This window comes from Salinisphaera sp. RV14, from assembly GCF_052044135.1.
In the GTDB taxonomy this organism is placed as follows: Bacteria; Pseudomonadota; Gammaproteobacteria; order Nevskiales; family Salinisphaeraceae; genus Salinisphaera.
Window position 1 is genome coordinate 54,420 of sequence record NZ_JBQDYF010000008.1, and the last position, 20,747, is coordinate 75,166.

Genomic DNA, 20,747 nt, shown 5'->3' on the forward strand with positions numbered 1-20,747 from the left:
ATGCAATGATGACCGTTCGACTGGGTGTGAACCCGCTGCTCTGGACCAACGACGACCTGCCGCTGCTCGGCGACGAGACCCCGCTCACCCAGTGTCTGGCCGAGGCCAAACGGGCCGGCTACGAAGGCGTGGAGATGGGGCGCAAATTCCCCACCACGTTCGACGAACTCGGCCCGCTGCTCGCCGATGAAGATCTGGTGCTGGCCTCGGGCTGGTATTCGTCGAATCTGCTGGAGCGTGACGTCAACGAGGAAATCGAGGCCATGCAAGGGCATCTCGCCCTGATGAAGGCCGCCGGCGTGAGCGCGATGGTCTTCTGCGAGACGGCGCGCTGCGTGCATCTCGACCGCTCGATGCCGGTGTCGCGCCGGCCGCGGCTGACCGAATCAGACTGGCAGCGGCTGGCGCCGCGGATCGATGCGATCGCCGATTATCTGGCGGGCGAGGGCATCCGCATGGCCTACCACCACCACATGGGCACCGTGATTCAGGCCACCGATGACGTCGCCCGCTTGATGGACAAGACCGGCGACAACGTCGGGCTGCTGTTCGATGCCGGCCATTGTGCATTCGCCGGTGGCGATCCGCTGGACTGGCTCGATCGCTGGGGCGAGCGGGTCGTACATGCGCACTGCAAGGATGTCCGCCAGGCCGTGGTCGAGCGTTCGCACAATCGCAACGCCAGTTTTCTGAATGCCGTGGTCGACGGCGTATTCGCTATTCCCGGCGACGGCAGCCTCGATTTCGATGCCATTCTGTCGCGGCTGGCGGCGACCGGTTACGACGGCTGGCTGATCACCGAAGCCGAGACGGACCCGTCGGTGTCGCCGTCCTGGCCGCTGGCCGAGCGCAGCTATCGCCATCTGCGCGACACGGCGCGACGAGCCGGCTTCTCACTGGCGGCGGCCGCGTAAGCGCCACTGCACAAGACACGATTCAAAGGACCGATGACATGCGCGAGATTCTGCACTTCATCAACGGCGAGCCCACGGCCGGCGACAACGCCGAGCGCGGGGCCGTATTCAATCCGACGACCGGCGAGCAACAGGCCGAAGTCGTGATCGGCACGACGGGCGATGTCGATGCCGCGGTGGCGGCGGCAAAGGCGGCGCTGCCGGGCTGGTCGGGGACCACGCCGCTGCGCCGGGCGCGCATCCTGTTCAAGTACAAGGCCCTGCTCGACGAGCACCGCGACGAGATGGCGCGCCTGATCGCCTCCGAGCACGGCAAGGTGTTCTCGGATGCCCAGGGCGAGGTCACCCGGGGTATCGAAGTGGTCGAATTCGCCTGCGGCATGCCGCATCTGCAGAAGGGCGAGCACTCCATGAACGTAGGCACCGGCGTGGACAGCTATTCCATGTACCAGCCGGTCGGCGTCTGTGCCGGCATCACGCCGTTCAACTTTCCGGCCATGGTGCCCATGTGGATGTATCCGATCGCGCTGGCGACCGGTAACACCTTCGTGCTCAAGCCGGCCGACAAGGACCCGTCGGCGGCCAACCTGATGGCTCGCCTGCTCAAGGAAGCCGGGCTGCCGGACGGCGTGTTCAACGTCGTGCACGGTCGCGCGGATGCCGTTAACCATCTGATTACACACGCCGACGTCGCGGCGGTGAGCTTCGTTGGCTCCACGCCGATCGCCAAGCATATTTACGAGACCGCCTCGGCCGCCGAGAAGCGCGTCCAGGCGCTCGGCGGCGCCAAGAACCATCTGGTGGTCATGCCGGATGCCGATATCGACGGCGCGGCCGATGCGCTGATGGGCGCGGCCTATGGCAGCGCCGGTGAGCGCTGCATGGCGATTTCGGTGGCCGTGCCCGTCGGCCAGGAAACCGCCGAGAAACTGCGTGCGGCTCTGGTCGAGCGGCTGGAGAATCTGCAGGTCGGTCCGTCGCTGGTCGACGGCAAGGACAACGACATGGGGCCGCTGGTCTCGGCCGAGCATCGCGACAAGGTCGCGAACTATGTCGGCATCGGCGCCGAGGAAGCCGAGCTGGTGGTCGACGGGCGCGAGAAGGGCTTCTCCACCCACCCGGACGGCTATTTTATTGGTGGCTCGCTGATCGACCACACCAAGCCCGGCATGCGCGTCTACGACGAAGAGATCTTCGGGCCCGTGCTGTGCATCAGCCGCACCGAATCGCTGGACGAGGCGATTGACCTGATCAATGCCAATCAGTTCGCCAACGGCACGTCGATCTTCACCGAATCCGGCCATGCGGGGCGGACCTTCGCCGAGCGCATCGAGGTCGGCATGGTCGGCGTCAACGTACCGATTCCGGTGCCGATGGCCTTTCATTCCTTCGGCGGCTGGAAGCGGAGCCTTTTCGGTCCGCTGCATGTACACGGCGCCGACGGCGTGCGCTTCTACACCCGGCTGAAGACCGTGACCGCGCGCTGGCCCGAGGACCAGGTCTCGCACGGCAACGCCTTCGTCATGCCGACGCACTGACCGGGCGGCCGGGCGCACACCGCGCCCGGTGGTTTCGTCGAGGAGAGCATCATGAGCACGACGGCTTCGAACGTGCGCCAGACCCTTGCGCGCGACTGGCAGCCCAGCCAGCAAGCGACCCGGGAACGGCTGGCACCCTATGGCCTGCGCCTCGGCATCAATCCGCTTGGCTGGACCAACGACGTGATCACCGAATTCGGCGATGACACCCCGGTCGAAACCTTCATCGCCGAGGCGGTCGCGGCCGGTTATGAAGGCGTCGAAATGGGGCGCAAATTTCCAGCCGATCAGCACGCCGTCGCCGGTCTGCTGGCCGACGGCAACGTCGATCTGGTCTCCGGCTGGTACTCCGGCCGCCTGGCCGAGATCGGCGTCGCGGATGAGCTGGCCCAGGTGGCGAACCATGCCGCATTGCTGGCCCATAACGGCGCCGAGGTCATGGTCTACGGCGAAACCGGGCTGATGCCGGGCGACGATCCGCTCAACGAACCGCTGTCGGCGACGCCCGTGATCTCGGCTGCCGACTGGGCGGCCTATGGTCAGCGGCTGACCAAGTTCGGTGAAGCACTCCAACGCGACTACGGCCTCCAGCTCGCCTACCACGCCCATCTGATGATGGTCGCCGAGACCGAGGCCGAGATCGATCGGCTCATGGCCGAAACCGGCGATGCGGTCGGCCTGCTGTTCGATACCGGGCATATCGCGGCCGGCGGCGCGGACCTCGCCCGCGTGCTCGCGAACCACGGCCATCGCATCAACCACATCCATCTAAAAGACATCCGCCGTGATGTGTTCGTTGCCATTCGCGAGCGCGACGACTCATTCAATACCGGCGTACGCGCCGGCATGTTCACGGTACCGGGCGACGGCTGTATCGACTTCACACCCGTCATAGATTTCGCCAAAAGCGATGCCTACAACGGGTGGCTGGTGGTCGAAGCCGAGCAAGACCCGACCCAGGCGCCGTCGGCCGAATATGCCGACAAAGCGATGCGTACCGTGCAGTCCTTCTTTGGCGGCTAGTTCATCAAGAGGTTGTCCGCAAATCGACGCAGATTGACGCAGATGAAAGAAAGACAGCGGCAGGTGGTACCAAGCATAGAAATGCGTATGCGAGCCCTGATGTACTGAAGGTCATCTGTCTTCCGATCTGTGTGCATCTGCGTCGATCTGCGGATAAAAGTTTTCGAGGAGACCAAGGACATGGCAGAACAACTCAACATCGGCATCATCGGAACCGGCTTCATGGGCCGTGCTCACGCTGAAGCCTTCTGGCGCTGTGCCACGCTGTATACCGACCTGACGTTGCGCCCACATTTGTATGCGGTAGCCGATGTCAGCCGCGAGCTGGCCGAAGCAGCGAAGACACGCTTCAACTTCGATAAGGCTTACGACGACTGGCGGGCGATGATCGCGGATCCGGACGTGCATGTCGTCGATATCACCTCGCCGAACCAGTTCCATCACGAAATGGCACTGGCAGCGATCGCCGCCGGCAAGCATGTCTACTGCGAAAAGCCGATGGCGATGTCGACGGCCGAGGCCAACGAGATGCGCGATGCGGCCGAAAAAGCCGGCGTGAAAACCATGATCTCGTTCAACAACATCAAGACGCCGGCGGCGATGCTCGCCAAGCAGATCATCGACCGCGGCGAAATCGGCAGGCTGACGCGTTTTCGCGGCACCTTCGATCAGGGCTTCTTCAACGACCCGGAATTGCCGTGGTCCTGGCGCTGTTCGCGCGCGGCGGCGGGCACGGGTTCGCTCGGCGATCTCGGGGCCCACGTGATTGGCGTGGCCCAGTATCTGATGGGCGATTTCGACCGGGTCTGCGGCCAGTCGCAGATCGTGTTCGACAAGCGCCCCGTGGCGGCCCCGGGGGCCGGCTATTCGTCCAAGGCCAGCGCCGACGCCGAGTGGCGGGATGTGGAAAACGACGACCAGACCCAGTGCCTAGTTAAGTTCACCTCCGGCGCCGCCGGGGTGGTCGAATCCTCGCGCATCGCCGCCGGCAAGATCATGGGCGTCGAGTGGCAGATCTCGGGCACCGAGGGCACGATCATCATGGACGGCGAGCGCTTCAACGAGCTGCAGGTCTTCCGCATGCGCGACGACAAGCGCGACCGCGGCTTCAAGACCCTGCTCGCCGGCTCCCAGGTGCCCCAGTACGCCGGCTTCTTCCCCTTCGACTTCGGCGGCGGCTCGCTCGGTTTCTACGACGCCAAGGTCATCGACGTCTGCGATCTGGTCACCGGCATCGCCGGCCCCGACGACTGTTACCCGAACTTCAACTTTGGAGCCCGCAACCAGCGGATTCTCGAAGCCATCGACGAATCCTGCCGGTCGGAGTCCTGGGTCGACGTTTGAAAGGCATTGATCCGCAGATTACGCAGAGTGCACAGATGAAGAAGAGAACGCGGATAGCTAGTCGCTGTACGGCACCCTGGAACGGTTTAAAACCAACGATCATTTGTCTTTGAAATCTGCGTCATCTGCGCAATCCGCGGATAAATAAAAGAACGAAGCCGCGTGAGGAGAAATAACCATGAAAGCATTCGAACGGCCGATTCGCATCGGCATGGTTGGCGGCGGGCCCGGGGCGAATATCGCCGAGGCGCATCGTATCGGGCTGCGCATGGACGGGCGCTATGAACTCGTCGCGGGTGCGTTCTCGCGCGACCCCGACAAATCCGCGATCACGGGGCGCGAACTGAGCATCGCCCGCGATCGGGTCTATGCGGACTTCGAGACCATGGCCCGAGCCGAGGCCGCCCGCGAGGATGGCATCGAGGCCGTGGCCATCGTGACCCCGAACGCCAACCATTACCCGGCGGCCAAGGTTTTCCTGGAGCACGGCATTCATGTCATCTGCGATAAGCCGCTGACCGACGATTTCGATACCGGGCTGGCACTGCACCGGCTCGCGAAGTCCCAAGGGCTGGTTTTCGCGCTGACCCACAACTACGCCAGTCACAGCATGATCCGGCATGCTGCGCGGATGGTCGCGGACGGCGATCTCGGCACCATCCGCAGCATCCAGGGCGAGTTTGCCGCGAACTGGGGCGCTGGCGACGCCGAGCACGATGCCCAGAACAAACAGGTGGCCTGGCGGACCGATCCCGACCAGGTCGGACGAGCTAGCGTGCTATCGGATCTGGGCACGCATATTCATCACCTCGCCCGATTCGTTTCCGGGCTCGAAATCGAGGCCCTGGCGGCGGATCTGTCGACCGTCGTACCCGGCCGGCGGGTCTACGATCACGCCCAGGTCATGTTGCGTTTCACCGGCGGGGCGCGCGGCAGCTTCTGGGTGACGATGGTTGCGACCGGCGCCGAACATGGATTGCGTATCCGGGTGATCGGCTCCAAAGCGTCGCTCGAGTGGTGTCACGAAGACCCGCATCATCTGCGCGTCTCTTACCCGGGCGGGCGGCACGAAATACTGGCCCAGGGCGGCTCGGTGTTATCGGACGACGCCGAGCGGTTCACCCGTATCGGCCTCGGCCACCCGGAGGCGTTCCTCGCCTCCTTCGCCAATTTGTATTCGGCGGCAGCGGAGGCGATTGCGGCCGCGCGAGACGGCCAGCCGATGGCGGATCGACCGGCGGATTTTCCCGGCACCGCCGACGGTGTGCTCGGCCTGCAATTCATCGATCTGGCCTGCCGATCCTCCGACGAGGGCGGACGCTGGATCGACGTCGCGCCCCTCGAGCTTTGAGGCCAGCCCGACCGACGCGGGGACACTGCATATGACGAATTCACTACGTTTCGGCGTCATCGGCGCCGGTTTCATGGGCAAGGCACACGCGTTGGCCATCCATTCCGTCGGCGCCGTATTCGGGCTCGATACACACCCGGTGGCCGACATGATCGCGACCCGCTCGGATGCCTCGGCCGAGCGGGCCGCGACGCGCCTCGGCTTTGCTCGCCATACCGGCGATTGGCGCCAGCTCGTGCGTGATCCGGACATCGACGTGGTCACCGTCTGCGCGCCGTTGCCGCATCGGGAAATGGTTCTGGAAGCGATCGCCCACGGCAAGCATGTGCTCTGCGAAAAACCGCTGGGCGCGACTACCGATGAAGCCGTGGAAATGCAGGCCGCGGCCGAGCGGGCCGGGGTGGTGTGCATGGTCGGGCTCAATTACCCCAAGACGCCGGCCTCGCAGTTTGCCCGCCAGCTCATTGCCGAAGGCGCGCTCGGCGAGATCGTGTCGTTTCGCTGTGTGCACGTCGAGGATTTTCTGGCCGATCCGGATCTGCCGATCGATTGGCGCATGCGGCGAGCCGAAGCCGGCGCGGCCGGGGCACTGGGCGATCTCGGCTCGCATTGCATCGGGATGGCGCATTGGCTGCTCGGGCCGATCCGCGAGGTCATGGCCGAGACGCGTATCGTGCACACCCATCGCCCAGACCCGGACTCCGGCGCGCGCGTCGCGGTGGAGAACGACGATCAGGCCGAGCTGCTGGTGCGGTTCGAGAATGGCGTCTCGGGCTCGCTTCATGTCTCCCGCGTCGGTACGGGCCACAAGATGGGGCTGTCCTACGAGGTGACCGGCACCGACGGCACGATCATGTTCGATCAGGAGCGCCTGAGCGAGATCCAGTTCTACTCGCGGCGCGACGACGCACGAACTCAGGGCTTTCGCCGTGTCCCAATGGGCCCGGCCCATCCGGATTACGGCGATTTCTGCCCGGCACCGGGCCACGGCACGGGCTACAACGACACGGTGACCGTGGAAGTACGCGATTTGATCGCGGCCATCAGCGGCGAGCGCGCGGCGCTCTGGCCGTGTTTTGCCGATGCGGTGCAGGTGCATCGCGTGATCGATGCGGCGCTGGCGTCCGTCGAGTCGGGACGCTGGGCCGCGGTGGATTGAATCCTTTGGACGCGGGTTAGCGCGGCTGGTCGCTCGTCGCTTTCGGAGCGGGTCACGCGCGCTGCTGCTATAAATCCATCGATTTTTGTCCGGTTTCGGCACGGTTTCGAATATCGGGACGCCTATATTCCATCGCCTCAGACCGGTCGGATGTCGCTTGGCTTGGCAACATCACGGAACGGGCAGGGCCTGGTTGTCGGCTTACGGCCTTCGGCCTAACCCGACCTACGGGTTGGTTCGATCACCGTGCCGTCGACGGTTGGCGTAGGTCGGATTAGCGAAGCGTAATCCGACGGATCGCAGCCCCGTTGAATCAACGAGTCGCACGGGCTCGCCCCGTGCTGGGGCTGGCCTGTTAGCGAAGAGTTGTCGGCTTACGGCCTTCGGCCTAAGCCGACCTATGCGGTCGTTCGATCACCGTGCCGTTGACAGTCCGCGTAGGTCGGATTAGCCGGCGGCGTAATCCGACGGATCGAAGCCCAGCCAAATCCTGCGCCTACGTTCCTCGGACATGGTCTGGGTCTAGCGGTCATGCATGGCGATGCTTCTGAACCGGTAAAGCAGCGATGCGCAATCCAAACAGATTTAGAAAATAAATTCCATTATAAAAAATGTCGAAATAAATAATTTGACCTGGGTTGCGCCCGGCACGTAGGTTCCCGTTGGGTAAAACGGCGTGCGAGCCATGGTCGGCTACTCGTGTAACCCGGCTCGACACGGGCGCTATCTCGGATCTCGCGGCGGACGCAGAAACACCCTTTTTCGAACCGCACGCCGACCCGGGATCAGACGGAATCATCGTCCAGGAGGAGTTTGACGTGAGTAATGGAGTGTCCTCAGCCTACGCGACCGTAGCCGCGAGCCAGGTCGGCTCGCATACCCGCAGGCTAGGCATGATTGCCTTCATCGCGACCTTCGGCGGCCTGCTGTTCGGCTACGACACCGGCGTCATCAACGGCGCCGTGAACCCCATGAAACTGGACTTGGGCCTCACGCCTATGAGTCAGGGATTCGTCGTGAGTATTCTGATTTTCGGGGCGGCGCTCGGTGCGGCGGTCTGTGGCCGGATTTCCGATGTCTCCGGTCGTCGATACACGATTCTCATGCTCTCCGGGATTTTCATCGTCGGCACGCTCGGCGAGGCGGTTTCGCCCAACTGGCAGGTGCTTTCGGCGTTTCGCTTCATCCTCGGGCTGGCGGTGGGCGGGGCGTCTACGACGGTGCCGGTCTATCTGGCCGAAGTGGCCCCGACCGAGAACCGCGGCAGTCTGGTTACGCGCAACGAAATCATGATCGTCTCGGGGCAGTTCGCCGCGTTCATCATCAACGCCGTGATCATGAATATCTGGGGCGACTATCCCGGCATCTGGCGTTACATGCTGGTGATCGGCGTGCTGCCGGCGTTTGCGCTGCTTATCGGCATGCTGCGCGTGCCGGAAAGCCCGCGCTGGCTGACCGAGCAAAACCGACGGGATGACGCGCTGGATGTGCTCAAGCAGATTCGCTCGCCCGAGCGGGCTCGCGCCGAGATCGCCGACGTCGATGCCCTCGTCGAAGAGAAGCAGGAAAGCCGCTGCGGCCAGTGGTCGGATCTGACCGTCCCGTGGGTGCGGCGGCTGATCGTCATCGGTGCGGTGCTGGGCATCTTCCAGCAGTTCACCGGCATCAACGCGATCATGTATTACGGCACCCAGCTGCTGGAAAACTCCGGGTTTTCGAACAACGGCGCGGTGATCGCGAACACGCTCAACGGGCTATTCAGTGTCTTGGGCATCACGGTCGGCATTCTGCTGATCAACAAGATCGACCGGCGCAAGATGCTGATGGGCGGTTTCTTTCTGATCGCCGTGTTCCATATCCTGGTTGGTCTGTCGGCCATGTTCATGCCCGATATCGCGATCAAACCGTATCTGGTGCTGATCTTTGTGGTGGCCTTCGTGTTCTCGATGCAGGGCACGCTTGGGCCGCTGGTCTGGCTGATGCTCTCGGAGATATTTCCGCTCAAGATCCGCAGTTTCGCCATGGGCATCTGTGTGTTCGTACTCTGGGTGGCCAATGCGATCGTGGCGTTCGGTTTCCCGCCGGTCGTGGCGGCATTCGGGGTCGGGCCGACCTTCTTCATGTTCGCCGCGATTTCGGTATTGGGCTTGATCTTCACGCTCGCCGTGGTGCCGGAAACCCGCGGCAAATCGCTCGAGGCGTTTGAAAGCCAGATCCGCGAGCGCTTCGCCTGATCAGCTGGCAATGAAACAACGGCAACGAGCCGGCCCGGGTGTGGAATACGAGCGGCGCCCTAGGGTCTGTTGAGGTTTCGTGCGAGCGCCGCGTTGGCGTCCGCAAATCGTGTCCGGCAAGGCGCGAGTCGCCGCGTCGTGGCGCGCCACGACCCAGACTCGCAACGCCGCCGGGCGGGATTTGCGGCCCAACCCGAAGGGACAAGCGCTGTTTTGCGGCAATCCAGCGTTATAGCTCTCTCGCGTAGGTCCACTACGCCACGTTCGCTACGCCTCGTCTTGCCGCAAAACAGCGCTTGGCGCGGACCCGCACGAAACCTCAACAGACCCTGGCCATCGAAACCCAGCGTGCGTTGTGTTGCCGGCCGCAATGTACTGGGCCCGCCGGACCATGCCGAATGCGCGTTTTCCGCCCGGCGCCGATACCGATCGAAGCCGGTCGCTCTGGTGGCGATATCGCACTCGCCATCATCGGCGCCAACCGCTGCGCTCACGGCCCCGAATCCAGTGGCCTCGCTCATGTGCGGCCCGGCCGTATCGATCGGCGTGCCCGGTCGCCGGCCGGCGCCAAGACGGCGGCGGTGCGGTTATCTATTTGATCCGTTTTACTTTGCAGCCATGGCACGGGAGCGATGAGGCGCCGACGGGGTGCCATTCGACCAATGGATTAGCGCAAAAATTTCAAAAATGCTTGCGGCGATATAAGCATTCCATCATTGTCATAACCACGGTCGCGGAGGGCCTCACGCTCGCGCCCGTTATCGATCAAAAAACCGGCCCGGTATCAAGTCGGGCTCGCCGAAGTAAAAAGCACGAAGGAGGAGAGCGATATGCGACTGTTCACCACAAGGCGTCGGCATGTACGTCTGGCCGCAGCGGCACTGGCCGTGGGCGTGGCTGCCGTATGCACGGCCGGCATCGCGTCGGCCGCCGACCAGAATTCCAGGCAACTGAAGATCGCGCTGATCACGCATGCGCAGGCGGGCGATACGTTCTGGGACCTCGTGCGCAAGGGCGCGAACGCCGCTGCCAAGAAAGACAACGTCGATCTCATCTATCTGCACGGCGACTCGCCCGACAAACAGGCCGCCAAGCTCGAGAACGTGATTACCCAGCATGTGGACGGCATCGCACTGACGCTCGCGTTTCCGGATGCCATGAAGCCGCTGGTCAAGAAAGCGCTGGATGACGGCATTCCGGTGGTCGGCGTGAACTCGGGCTTTTCTACCTGGAAGTCGATGGGCATTCCGATGTACGTCGGCCAGGACGAAACGCTCGCCGGCCAGGCCATCGGTAAACGCCTGAATAAAGAGGGCGCCAAGAAAGAGTTGTGTGTGAACCAGCAGCAGGGCGCGGTCCAGCTGGCCGCTCGCTGTGCCGGCGTGGCCGATACCTTCAAGGGCAAGTCGGAAACGCTCTATCTCGAGGGCTACGACATGTCGAAGGCCCGTTCGCGCATCATGGCCAAGCTGATGCAGGACCCGCAGATCGACACCATCGTCACCCTCGGGGCGCCATTCGCGCCGGTGGCCGTGGATGCGGCCAAGATGGCGCACAGCAAGGCCAAGGTCGTGACTTTCGACCTCAATCCGCGGACCGCCAAGCTCGTCAAGGAAGGCAAGGTCGCCTGGGCGGTGGACCAGCAGCCATGGCTGCAGGGCTACGAAGCCGTCGACTTGCTGTATCTGAACCTGACCAACGGCGACACCCTGGGCGGCGGCAATGCCGTGTTGACCGGGCCGGCCTTCGTAACGCCGCAGAATATCGACAAGGTCATCAAGTACGTCGAACGCGGTACGCGCTAAGCCACCGATTCGACCGCTCGTGACGCCCCGGCGGCTTGTGCCGCCGGGGCACCCCGGAGGAAAACCAATGGCAGCCACCATGGACGACGACGCACTGCGCGGCGCGCCGACGCTCGACAACAAAGCGACCGGCGCGGCTCAGAAGCAACCCAAGCAACGTATTTCCCGCGATCCGCTGTGGAAGAAAATCCTCAAGCGGCCGGAAGCGGGCGCGCTCGGCGGGGCGATTCTCGTATTCGTTCTGTTCTGTATCGTCGCACCGCCGTTCCGCACCATGCCGGCGTTCTCGACCGTGCTCTACCAGGCCGCGATTCTCGGCATTCCCGCGGTGGGCGTATCGCTGCTGATGATCGGCGGCGAGTTCGACCTGACCGCCGGCGTGGCGGTCATCAGTTCCTCGCTGGCGGCCTCGATGTTCGCCACCCAGATCGGCGGCAACATCTGGCTGGGCGTGGCGTTCGCTCTCGCGTTCTCGCTGGCACTCGGCGCGCTCAACGGCTGGCTGCTGATCAAGACCAAGCTCCACAGTTTTCTGGTCACGCTATCGACGTTTCTGATGCTACAGGGCCTGAATATCGCCCTGACCAAGCTCATTACCGGCGGCGTGGCCACCGGCGACATCAGCTCGATGCCGGGCTTTGCCTCGGCCCATGCAGTGTTTGCCTCGGATATCGTCATCGGCGATTTCGACATCAGCGTGGCGATCATCTACTGGATCGTGCTGGTGCTGATCGCCACCTGGCTGTTGCTGCGCACCCGCGTGGGTAACTGGATCTTTGCCGTCGGCGGCGATCCCGACGCCGCGCGCGCGGTTGGTGTGCCGGTTCGCGGCATGAAGATCGCCCTGTTCATGGGCGTGGGGTTCTGCGTGTGGTTCCTGGCGATGCACATGCTGTTCGCCTACAACACCGTCCAGTCCGGTGCCGGTGTCGGCAACGAGCTGCTCTATATCGCGGCCTCGGTGGTCGGCGGCTGTCTGCTGACCGGCGGCTACGGCTCGGCGGTGGGTTCCGCGCTCGGTGCCTTCATCTTCGGCATGACCACGGAAGGTGTGATCTATGCCGGCTGGGATTCCGACTGGTTCATGTTTTTCGTGGGCGCGATGCTGTTGATGGCCACCGTGGTCAATACGTGGATCCGCGTTCGCGCCTCGCAGGGGTAATGCAATGACTGACGAAACTGCCATCATCGAACTCGACGGCGTCGGCAAGAACTACGGCAACGTGCATGCGCTGTCCAACGTCAGCCTCAAGGTGAAGCAGGGCGAAGTGACCTGCATCCTCGGCGACAACGGGGCCGGCAAATCCACCCTGATCAGCGTGATTGCCGGGCTCACCCATCATTCGACGGGCGAGTACCGGGTCGATGGCAAGCCGGTGAAATTCGGCTCGCCGCGTGAGGCACTCGATCTCGGCATTGCCGCGGTGTATCAGAACCTGGCGCTGGTGCCGCTGATGCCGGTCTGGCGTAATTTCTTCCTCGGCTCGGAAATGACCCGTGGCGCCTGGCCGTTCAAGCGCCTCGACCGCGACAATATGTGGCGCGAGACCGACGACGCCCTGCGCAAGATGGGCATCGAGCTGGAGGATCTGGAACAGCACGTCGGGACGCTGTCCGGCGGCCAGAAACAGGTGGTCGCGATCGCCCGGGCCATTCACTTCGGCGCCCGCGTGCTCATTCTCGACGAACCGACGGCCGCGCTCGGCGTGCATCAGTCCGGGCTTGTGCTCAAGTACATCGCCTCGGCGGCGCGCGAGCACGGGGTGGGCGTGATCTTCATCACCCATAACCCGCACCATGCGTATCTGGTGGGCGACCACTTCACCGTACTCAGCCGCGGCGAGATGGATCTGGACGCGCCGCGCGAGGATCTATCGTTGGAAGATCTGATTTTCCAGATGGCCGGCGGCGCCGGACTCGATGCCCTTGAGCATGAGATGAAGCGCTGAAGCCGCTTACGAGGGCGCCAATTCGGCGCCCTTTTTCGTGGTGGGAAGCGCCTATTCGTCGGGGCCGCTTCTTGAGGTGTTTTTGAGGTGATTTCGCGTTGTGGGCGGGCCGGGTCGGTTCAAATAATGGAACCGCAATAACCCCACGCGAAACCGGAGGAGAGCCATGCTGGCCCACGACAAGACACAACACACGACGCCCGCCGACCGGGTCTGGCTGCATGCCGATGATTGCCGGCTCGACGATTTCGTCGCCAGCCTCGACCGGACGACCCGCGCCGAGGATTATCCGCTCGCCGCGCGCATCGAACGCAACGTACCCATCTACGACGGTCGCCACGTGGCGGAGCTGTCGGCGGCGGCCCGCGCCGACCTTCAGGCCGAACTGGCCGAAGCCATGCTCGAGGGCCCGGGCATCGTCGTATTCAGCGGCGCGTTCGGCCGGGCTACGCTCGACCGTGCGACTGCGCGCTTTCAGGAGATGATCGATGCGCAACACGCCGCGGGCACGGCCGCCGGCGATCATTTCGCCACGCCCGGCGCCAACGACCGCGTCTGGCGCGTCCAGCAGAAGCTGGCCGAACGCGATCCGGGGGCTTACATCGATTACTACGCCAACCCGGTGATCGAGCTGGTCAGCGAAGCCTGGCTGGGCCCGATGTATCAGGTCACCTCCGACCTGAACGTGGTGAATCCGGGCGGCGCTGCCCAGAGCGCGCACCGCGATTATCATCTTGGCTTCATGTCGACCGAACAGGCCGAGCGTTTTCCGGCGCATGTCCATCGCTTTGCCTCGCAGCTGACGCTGCAGGGCGCGGTCGCGCATTGCGACATGCCCGTGGAGAGCGGGCCGACGCTGTATCTTCCGTATTCCCAGCGCTATGAGTTGGGTTTTCTTGCCACCGCCAGGCCCGAATTCCAGCGCTACTTCACCGAGCGTCACGTACAGTTGCCGCTGGTGGCGGGCGATGCGGTTTTCTTCAACCCCGCGTTGTTTCATGCCGCCGGCAGCAATCGCTCGGCCGATATCCGCCGCATGGCGAACCTGCTCCAGATTTCCTCGGCCTTCGGGCGGGCGATGGGCCGCCTGGACCGGGCGCGGATGTGCCGGGCGATCTATGCCGAGCTGTGCCGGCGCGCACGCCAGGGCGAGCGCGATACGGTCGTGCGCACGGCCAAGGCTACGGCCGAGGGCTATGGTTTCCCCACCAATCTGGACCGCGACCAGCCGACGGCCGGCATGGCGCCGGAGACGCAATGCGAACTATTGATCCGCGCGGTCGGCGAACAGCTCGATGCGGATACGTTCGAGTCGCAACTCGACGCGCAGCTCGACCGTCGCCGGGTCGACTGACGGGCCGCCGGGCGAGAACGCGTGACGCACCGGTTCACCGTCAAGCAGATTGCAGCCCAGGCCGGGGTGAGCGCGGCCACGGTGGATCGGGTGCGCCATGGCCGCGCGCACGTCCACGAGCAGACCCGGCGCCGAGTGGACGCGGCGATCCGGGAACTCGAAGAGCAGGTCGAAGCCGGCATTCCCGCCGGCCACGGGCTGACATTCGATGTGTTGCTCAACAGCCCGGAACGCTTCAGCCAGGCGGTGCGCCGCGCATTCGTGGCGGCCGCTGCCGCGATGGCACCGCTGCGTATCGCGCCGCGTTTCCATGCCGACGAACGCATGAGCCCGGAGCGCATTGCGGCAGATCTGGGCGTATTCGAACCCAAGGCCACGCATGGCGTGATACTCAAGGCCCCCGAGCACCCGGCGGTCATCGCGGCGGTCGAGTCGCTGGTGGCACGCGGCGTTCCGGTCGTCACCTTTGCCACCGATATCGGCGCCAACGGCCGTCTTGCGTATGTCGGAATCGACAACGCCGCGGCCGGGCGAACTGCGGCTTTCCTGTTATCGCGTGTTCTTGGCCAACGCGGCGGCGTGGTGCTGGCCAACCTCGGCAGCCGCGGTTTTCACGGCGAGCACGATCGCTGGCGCGGCTTCGCCGATTTCATGGCCGCGCGCTGCCCGTGCGCCGACGTGGTTGCCATCGACGGCGGCCATGGCCTCGATCAGGCAACCTACGAACTCGCCCGCGCCACGCGTTCGGCGCGTGGGCCCATCGCCGGCATCTATAGCATGGGCGGTGGCAACCGCGGGTTGCTGCGCGCGTTGGATGAAGCGGGCGATCGCGATGTGGTCTTCGTGGGTCATGATCTCGACGACGAAAACCGCGGCCTGCTGCGCGCCGGGCGCATCGACGCCGTGGTTGATCACGACCTGCGGGCCGATGCCGCGCGGGCGATCCGACACTTGCTGTGTTTCCGTCGGCATGGCCGGGCTGCCGAAAGCGAGGCCAGCCGCGCGGTCATCGTCACGCCGTGGAACATGTGATGCCACCTTGGTGCGAAATCCAGGATACGCGGCTATCGGTATTGATATAAAAATGCCAGAAGCGCAACAGATTATCGGCGCGAAAAATGTTTGAGAAATTGCGGATATGGCACCTCCGCCGGACATCAAGTGTGTTTCGGCTGAACCGATCATTTGATTTGTGATGCATTTATTCCAGAAAATGCGTATATGCAGCGGGCACGCGCCGAGCGCGCGTCGATACACAATCCGAGGATCCCGACCCAGTCATGACCGAACAGGCACCGGAAACGCCGTCCGAGCTACAGCGCCGGATATTGGCCGAATACAAGAACCTGAGTAAGCGACTGCAGCAGATCGCTCAGTTCGCTGTCGACCATCCCAACGACATGGCGCTGGAAACCACGGCGGTCATCGCCGACCGGGCCGGTGTGCAGCCCTCGGCGATCATCCGTTTCGCCAAGGCGTTCGGCTATTCCGGGTTCTCCGAGCTGCAACGGGTGTACCAGACCCGGTTGGCCGAAACCGCCTCCAGCTATAGCGAGCGTCTGCGCCGGCTGCGCCGGGAAGAGGAAAACGATACCCAGGCGCTCACGCCCCACGGCGTGTTGCGTCAGTTCTGCCAGGCCAATCGCATGGCACTCGATCATCTCGCCGACGAGATCGATGCCGAGGGCCTGGCGACGGCGGCGCGGATTATGGCCCGCGCCGAGTGCATCCACCTCTGCGGGCAGCGCCGGTCGTTCCCGGTGGTGACCTACATGGCCTATGCGCTAAGCCGGATTCAGGCCAATGCCTGCCTGCTGGACGGGCTCGGCGGCATGCTCGCGCAGCAGACCGCGCGCGTACGGCCCGGTGATGTATTGTTCGCCGTCTCGTTTCATCCTTATGCCGAGGAAACCGCCGAAACCATTCGGCACGCCACCGAGCAGGGCACGCCGGTCGTCGTGCTCACCGACAGCCCGCTCAGTCCGGTGGCCGCACACGCCACGGTCTGCCTCGAAGTCCACGATGCGGAGATGCACAACTTCCGCTCGCTCACGGCATCCATGTGCCTGGCTCAGGCGTTGACCGTCGCGGTGGGGCTCGCTCTGGATGGGCAGCCGGACGAGCGCCGGTCGTGACACGGTGTTGCCAGGGCCTGTTGCCGTTTCGTACACGTGCCGCGTTGGAGACCGCAAATCCGTCGAGACAAGGCGCGCGTCGCCGGTCGTGGCGAGCCACGATCAAGACGCGCAACGCCGTATCGGCGGATTTGCCGCCCAACCCGAAGGGACAAGCGCCCAAAGATTAACGACACGACGGCAATCCAGCGTTGGTGCTCTCTCGCGTAGAACGACTACGCGACCTTCGCTACGCCTCGTCTTGCCGCAAAACAGCGTTTGGCGCGGACGCGCGCGAAACGGCAACAGACCCTAGTCTGAGCAGGCACTCTGACCATCCTGTCGTTGCAAGCCGTTGCGGGTTGGCCGCCGCAGACGCGGTCCATTGCGCACACCACGCGATGCCGTATGAAGCGGCTGAAGGGCCCGATAGTCGTTGGGCTATCGGGGCACTCGGGCGCTTCGATGCGTCGACCAATAGCAAAGCCGCGACAATCGTGTTGTCCGTGTGGGGCGTGGCTGCGCGTCATGCATCGTCATGGGCCGCGCCATGGCGTCAGCCACGGCTTATAACGCTTGGGCCACGAGAGCAATGCTGGGGTAAAGCAGCAGCGCGCGAGGAATGTTTCAATGATCGGCGAGTACATTAATACTGAAACGGGCGACACCCTAGTACTGGGCCGGGGGCATAGCATGAACGGCGGGGTAAGTGATCGACAACCAAGGTGCTCTGCATGGGTGACGCCCGTCCCGACCCGCGGGGGGTTCTTGCGCGTAATCTGCGACATTTGATGGGCCTCAAGGGCTGGTCGCAGGGGCGCTTGTCGCAAAAAAGCGGTGTCAGCCAGAAAAGCATCAGCAATATCCTGAATCAGGAAAAACAGCCCACTCTGGCAACCGTGGACAAGCTGGCCGCCGCCTTCGACCTGAATATTTGGCATCTGATGCTGCCGCGCCTGCCCGAGCAGCTGGTCGATTTGCCGTCAGTCGAGCACCTGCTCCTGTGTTACACCAAGGCCTCCGACCAGGGACGGCATTACATCGACCGTGTCGCTGAGCGCGAAGCCTATTATGGCCGGCATGCCGGGCCCGATGGCGAGCAGGGCGGGTCGGGGGCAACCTAGGCCACTTGCATCGCAATCCATGGTGCCCTTGGCGTAGGTCAAAATTCGCGCCAAAAAGTCTCGTTAGTACGGATGGTTGCGATGCAGTCCGTATCAGGGGCTGTGCCCGTGTTACACAACACGAAGGACTGGTGACCGCCCGGGGCGGGTAAGTGCTCGGCGTGTTTGCCTTTCGTGCCTTGCCTCGTGCGCGCGCCAGCGGTTTCGAACGGCCCTGACGATGTCGGCGCTCTTTGCCTTCGCAATGTGCTGTGGCGATGGCTGAGGTGTGGCGGCTGATTGCGCGCCTCGTTCCGTGAGAAATGGCTTTGCATAGCCGCTCATGGGAAAGCCTGGCGGCTTTTTGCTTTCTTGTCTCGGGCGCAACCGGGCGGGCAGGCCCGGGCCTGATAGCGTCTAAAGTCCGGGTTCGTCTCGGCTATTGCATGGTCGAGCTCAAGATGAGTAACATAAAACTTGAATATAAAATTTAATAAGTAATAAAATGCTTAAACTGCTGGCGTGGCGATCGTCGCTTGGCTGCGTAGCAGGCGGTGAGCGTCGCTCGGCGCGCTAACAAACAACGCGACAACCTGGCTGGCCGTGATATGCAAGGACCCCGAAAAAACGAGCCGGAGAAGCCCTTACGTGCAGCCGTTCGAAACCGGTCGCACGCCTGCGGTGGACAGCATAGCGCTATCTCGGAGCTGGAGCGGCAGGTCGACGCGGCGGAGTGTGCCCCGCACGTGATACATAACCTGTACTGCGCGCTGGAGCACATGCTGGCCCTGCATTCGCAGGGTGCGGCCCCCGACCGCCAAGACCTCGTTTGTTGCTACGGACGAATGCAGCTGATGCTGGCCAGTCGTATGTTTCCTGCCTTGAAGGCCGTCGGGGAGGAAATCCCGCGCGCTAGCCGGCGCCAGGACGCGGCAGCCGGATCGAGAGCTGCCCTGTGTGGTCGGTTCGGTTGAATCGGGCGCTGATTTATGTACTGCGGCCAAGATGTGGTTATTTTGCGATCACAGCCGCATCTGCGGGAGATAGGCTGAGCGCCAAGTTGGTCCCGTCGCTGCATGCCGGGCAACTCGGGGCCGGACGATAAGCCGCTCCCGCCTTATCGCCGGGCCCATCCGGCCTGGATCAGCTGGGAGCTCGGGGTCGGAGCGAGGGAGGGACGTTTCATCCATGGCGTTGAGCATGGCCGGCTATGGCCACGCCCTTTCTGATACTGTCTTCGCCCCTGGTTTTCAGTCCATTCGTCAACATGACCGTTATTCTGGGATTGCTGGCGGCAGTGGCCTACGGCGCAAGCGATTTCGCCGCCGGTGTGGGCGGGCGGCGGCTGGGCGCGGGCGTCGTCGCGTTGTTCGTCCAGATCGTGGCCTTTCTGATGGCGGTGGTCGCCGTGACGATGGAAACGCATCACGGTTTCACGGCATCGGCGTTAGGGTGGGGGCTGGTTGCCGGCATCGGCTGTGCCGCGGGCACGATGGCGCTGTATCGCGGATTCGTCGTCGGGCGCATCAGCGTCGTGGCGCCGTTGTCGGCGGTGGTGGCCGCCGTGGTGCCCGCGCTCACGGGTATTGCCCTGGGCGAGCATCTCACATCGCTGGCCGGCCTGGGCCTCGTGTTCGCGTTGCCCGCCATCGGGCTCGTATCCTGGCATCGCGATACAACGGTGAAAACCAAGGCGCGCCCGGGCGTGCTCGAGGGGTTGATCAGCGGCGCCGGGTTCGCCGTTTTGTTCATCGCCCTGGATCAGGCCGGCGCGGCTGCTGGATTCTGGCCGCTCGTGCCGGGTCTTGCCCTGGCCGGCGTGTTGATTCTGCCGTTCGCCCTGAAAGAGCCGCGCCCCATCCCTGTCGACACCGCCGCTCTCGCACTCCTGCTGACGGCCGGCGTGTTCGGCGGCGCGGCCGATCTATTGCTTTTGACTGCCACCGGGCGCGGCCCATTGTCGATCGTCGCCGTGCTGACAGCGCTCTATCCGGCCGTGACCATCCTGCTCGCCCGTGTTTTCCTCGGCGAGCGATGGAACGCGGCGCAGACCTGCGGGCTCGTAGCCGCCGTCGTCGCGATTACCCTGATTACGCTGGGTTGATTACTGCCAGGGCGGACGTTTTACCAGCCAGGTTTGGCCGTAGAGGCTATGCTCGGGGAGGTCGTCGAACGACAAATACGACTACATATGACGCTCTTTAACAGCACTGAAATACCGGCGTTCAGGTTGGTGCTTTTTCCCTGTCTTTAAAATCCCTGTTAAAACAGCGATGTATTTTTAGAGCGTTCCCCGCAGGCGCGGGGATGAACCGAAAACCCCCGGCACCGGAACGTTCGGCAACACGCGTTCCCCGCAGGCGCGGGGATGAACCGGTCACGGTTTCGCCGGGTGTCACCGCCAAGGGGCGTTCCCCGCAGGCGCGGGGATGAACCGCCTGAACAAGTCGCAGGCGAGCGCACTGGAAGCGCGTTCCCCGCAGGCGCGGGGATGAACCGGTCTCGCAAGCTCAAGCCGCCGACCGCCTTGGGCGTTCCCCGCAGGCGCGGGGATGAACCTATGGCGCCCGGTTACACCGCGTTAGCGGTGATGCGTTCCCCGCAGGCGCGGGGATGAACCGCTATTGCTATAGCGGCGGATCTGGGGGCGCCGGCGTTCCCCGCAGGCGCGGGGATGAACCGCAAACGGCGCGAACACGGGCGGATTCAGACCCGCGTTCCCCGCAGGCGCGGGGATGAACCGGGAGCCCGCGCCGCTCATCCACGAAGGAACAGGCGTTCCCCGCAGGCGCGGGGATGAACCGCCAATCATTTCTACCAGCAGAATGTTGTGCCGGCGTTCCCCGCAGGCGCGGGGAT

Annotated in this window: 15 protein-coding genes and 1 CRISPR repeat array (1 of these 16 only partly in view); all 15 genes read left to right on the top strand. The window is 63.9% G+C overall.

Annotated features, from left to right (window positions below):
• Window positions 1-8 precede the first annotated feature (8 nt).
• Window positions 9-914, top strand: a complete 906-nt coding sequence (gene iolE, locus ACS8Y6_RS10080; protein WP_440855495.1) for a myo-inosose-2 dehydratase — start codon at window positions 9-11, stop codon at window positions 912-914.
• A 38-nt stretch (window positions 915-952) separates the two neighbouring features.
• Window positions 953-2,452 carry a CoA-acylating methylmalonate-semialdehyde dehydrogenase gene (locus tag ACS8Y6_RS10085; protein WP_440855496.1) on the top strand — a complete coding sequence of 500 codons (1,500 nt, stop codon included), beginning with the start codon at window positions 953-955 and terminating at the stop codon, window positions 2,450-2,452.
• Window positions 2,453-2,581: 129 nt separating this feature from the next.
• Window positions 2,582-3,475, top strand: coding sequence for a myo-inosose-2 dehydratase (iolE, locus tag ACS8Y6_RS10090; protein ID WP_440855528.1), 894 nt, complete (start codon window positions 2,582-2,584; stop codon window positions 3,473-3,475).
• Window positions 3,476-3,655: 180 nt separating this feature from the next.
• Window positions 3,656-4,819 (top strand): Gfo/Idh/MocA family protein, encoded by a 1,164-nt coding sequence (locus ACS8Y6_RS10095; protein ID WP_440855497.1) that lies wholly within the window; start codon window positions 3,656-3,658, stop codon window positions 4,817-4,819.
• 178 nt (window positions 4,820-4,997) lie between these two features.
• Window positions 4,998-6,170 (top strand): Gfo/Idh/MocA family protein, encoded by a 1,173-nt coding sequence (locus ACS8Y6_RS10100; protein WP_353215866.1) that lies wholly within the window; start codon window positions 4,998-5,000, stop codon window positions 6,168-6,170.
• A 31-nt stretch (window positions 6,171-6,201) separates the two neighbouring features.
• Window positions 6,202-7,329, top strand: coding sequence for a Gfo/Idh/MocA family protein (locus tag ACS8Y6_RS10105; protein ID WP_353215867.1), 1,128 nt, complete (start codon window positions 6,202-6,204; stop codon window positions 7,327-7,329).
• Between the two features lie 818 nt (window positions 7,330-8,147).
• On the top strand, window positions 8,148-9,563 hold the full coding sequence (locus ACS8Y6_RS10110) for a sugar porter family MFS transporter (protein WP_440855498.1): 1,416 nt from the start codon (window positions 8,148-8,150) through the stop codon (window positions 9,561-9,563).
• Between the two features lie 830 nt (window positions 9,564-10,393).
• Window positions 10,394-11,368: a sugar ABC transporter substrate-binding protein gene (locus ACS8Y6_RS10115; RefSeq protein ID WP_440848732.1), complete on the top strand. Its 975-nt coding sequence runs from the start codon at window positions 10,394-10,396 to the stop codon at window positions 11,366-11,368.
• A gap of 67 nt (window positions 11,369-11,435) precedes the next feature.
• Window positions 11,436-12,530 carry an ABC transporter permease gene (locus ACS8Y6_RS10120; RefSeq protein WP_440848733.1) on the top strand — a complete coding sequence of 365 codons (1,095 nt, stop codon included), beginning with the start codon at window positions 11,436-11,438 and terminating at the stop codon, window positions 12,528-12,530.
• Between the two features lie 4 nt (window positions 12,531-12,534).
• The gene (locus ACS8Y6_RS10125) at window positions 12,535-13,317 is read left to right on the top strand and encodes an ATP-binding cassette domain-containing protein (RefSeq protein WP_440848734.1); all 783 of its coding nucleotides are present in this window, start codon (window positions 12,535-12,537) and stop codon (window positions 13,315-13,317) included.
• A 166-nt stretch (window positions 13,318-13,483) separates the two neighbouring features.
• Entirely contained in the window at window positions 13,484-14,671 is a 1,188-nt protein-coding gene (locus ACS8Y6_RS10130) for a phytanoyl-CoA dioxygenase family protein (RefSeq protein ID WP_440848735.1), read from the top strand.
• 21 nt (window positions 14,672-14,692) lie between these two features.
• Window positions 14,693-15,703: a LacI family DNA-binding transcriptional regulator gene (locus tag ACS8Y6_RS10135; protein ID WP_440855499.1), complete on the top strand. Its 1,011-nt coding sequence runs from the start codon at window positions 14,693-14,695 to the stop codon at window positions 15,701-15,703.
• A gap of 248 nt (window positions 15,704-15,951) precedes the next feature.
• Entirely contained in the window at window positions 15,952-16,806 is an 855-nt protein-coding gene (locus tag ACS8Y6_RS10140) for a MurR/RpiR family transcriptional regulator (protein WP_440848737.1), read from the top strand.
• Between the two features lie 713 nt (window positions 16,807-17,519).
• A complete protein-coding gene (locus tag ACS8Y6_RS10145; RefSeq protein WP_440848738.1) occupies window positions 17,520-17,909 on the top strand; it encodes a helix-turn-helix domain-containing protein in 390 nt (129 codons plus the stop codon).
• A 1,246-nt stretch (window positions 17,910-19,155) separates the two neighbouring features.
• The gene (locus ACS8Y6_RS10150; protein WP_440848739.1) at window positions 19,156-19,992 is read left to right on the top strand and encodes an EamA family transporter; all 837 of its coding nucleotides are present in this window, start codon (window positions 19,156-19,158) and stop codon (window positions 19,990-19,992) included.
• Between the two features lie 182 nt (window positions 19,993-20,174).
• Window positions 20,175-20,747: a CRISPR direct-repeat array (repeat unit 29 nt; unit sequence GCGTTCCCCGCAGGCGCGGGGATGAACCG); it runs 617 nt beyond the window's last position.

Coding starts and splice junctions, on each gene's coding strand:
- iolE (WP_440855495.1), top strand. CDS start 9: ATGACCGTTCGACTGGGTGTGAACCCGCTGCTCTGGACCAACGACGAC.
- ACS8Y6_RS10085 (WP_440855496.1), top strand. CDS start 953: ATGCGCGAGATTCTGCACTTCATCAACGGCGAGCCCACGGCCGGCGAC.
- ACS8Y6_RS10095 (WP_440855497.1), top strand. CDS start 3,656: ATGGCAGAACAACTCAACATCGGCATCATCGGAACCGGCTTCATGGGC.
- ACS8Y6_RS10100 (WP_353215866.1), top strand. CDS start 4,998: ATGAAAGCATTCGAACGGCCGATTCGCATCGGCATGGTTGGCGGCGGG.
- ACS8Y6_RS10105 (WP_353215867.1), top strand. CDS start 6,202: ATGACGAATTCACTACGTTTCGGCGTCATCGGCGCCGGTTTCATGGGC.
- ACS8Y6_RS10115 (WP_440848732.1), top strand. CDS start 10,394: ATGCGACTGTTCACCACAAGGCGTCGGCATGTACGTCTGGCCGCAGCG.
- ACS8Y6_RS10120 (WP_440848733.1), top strand. CDS start 11,436: ATGGCAGCCACCATGGACGACGACGCACTGCGCGGCGCGCCGACGCTC.
- ACS8Y6_RS10125 (WP_440848734.1), top strand. CDS start 12,535: ATGACTGACGAAACTGCCATCATCGAACTCGACGGCGTCGGCAAGAAC.
- ACS8Y6_RS10130 (WP_440848735.1), top strand. CDS start 13,484: ATGCTGGCCCACGACAAGACACAACACACGACGCCCGCCGACCGGGTC.
- ACS8Y6_RS10140 (WP_440848737.1), top strand. CDS start 15,952: ATGACCGAACAGGCACCGGAAACGCCGTCCGAGCTACAGCGCCGGATA.
- ACS8Y6_RS10145 (WP_440848738.1), top strand. CDS start 17,520: ATGGGTGACGCCCGTCCCGACCCGCGGGGGGTTCTTGCGCGTAATCTG.
- ACS8Y6_RS10150 (WP_440848739.1), top strand. CDS start 19,156: ATGACCGTTATTCTGGGATTGCTGGCGGCAGTGGCCTACGGCGCAAGC.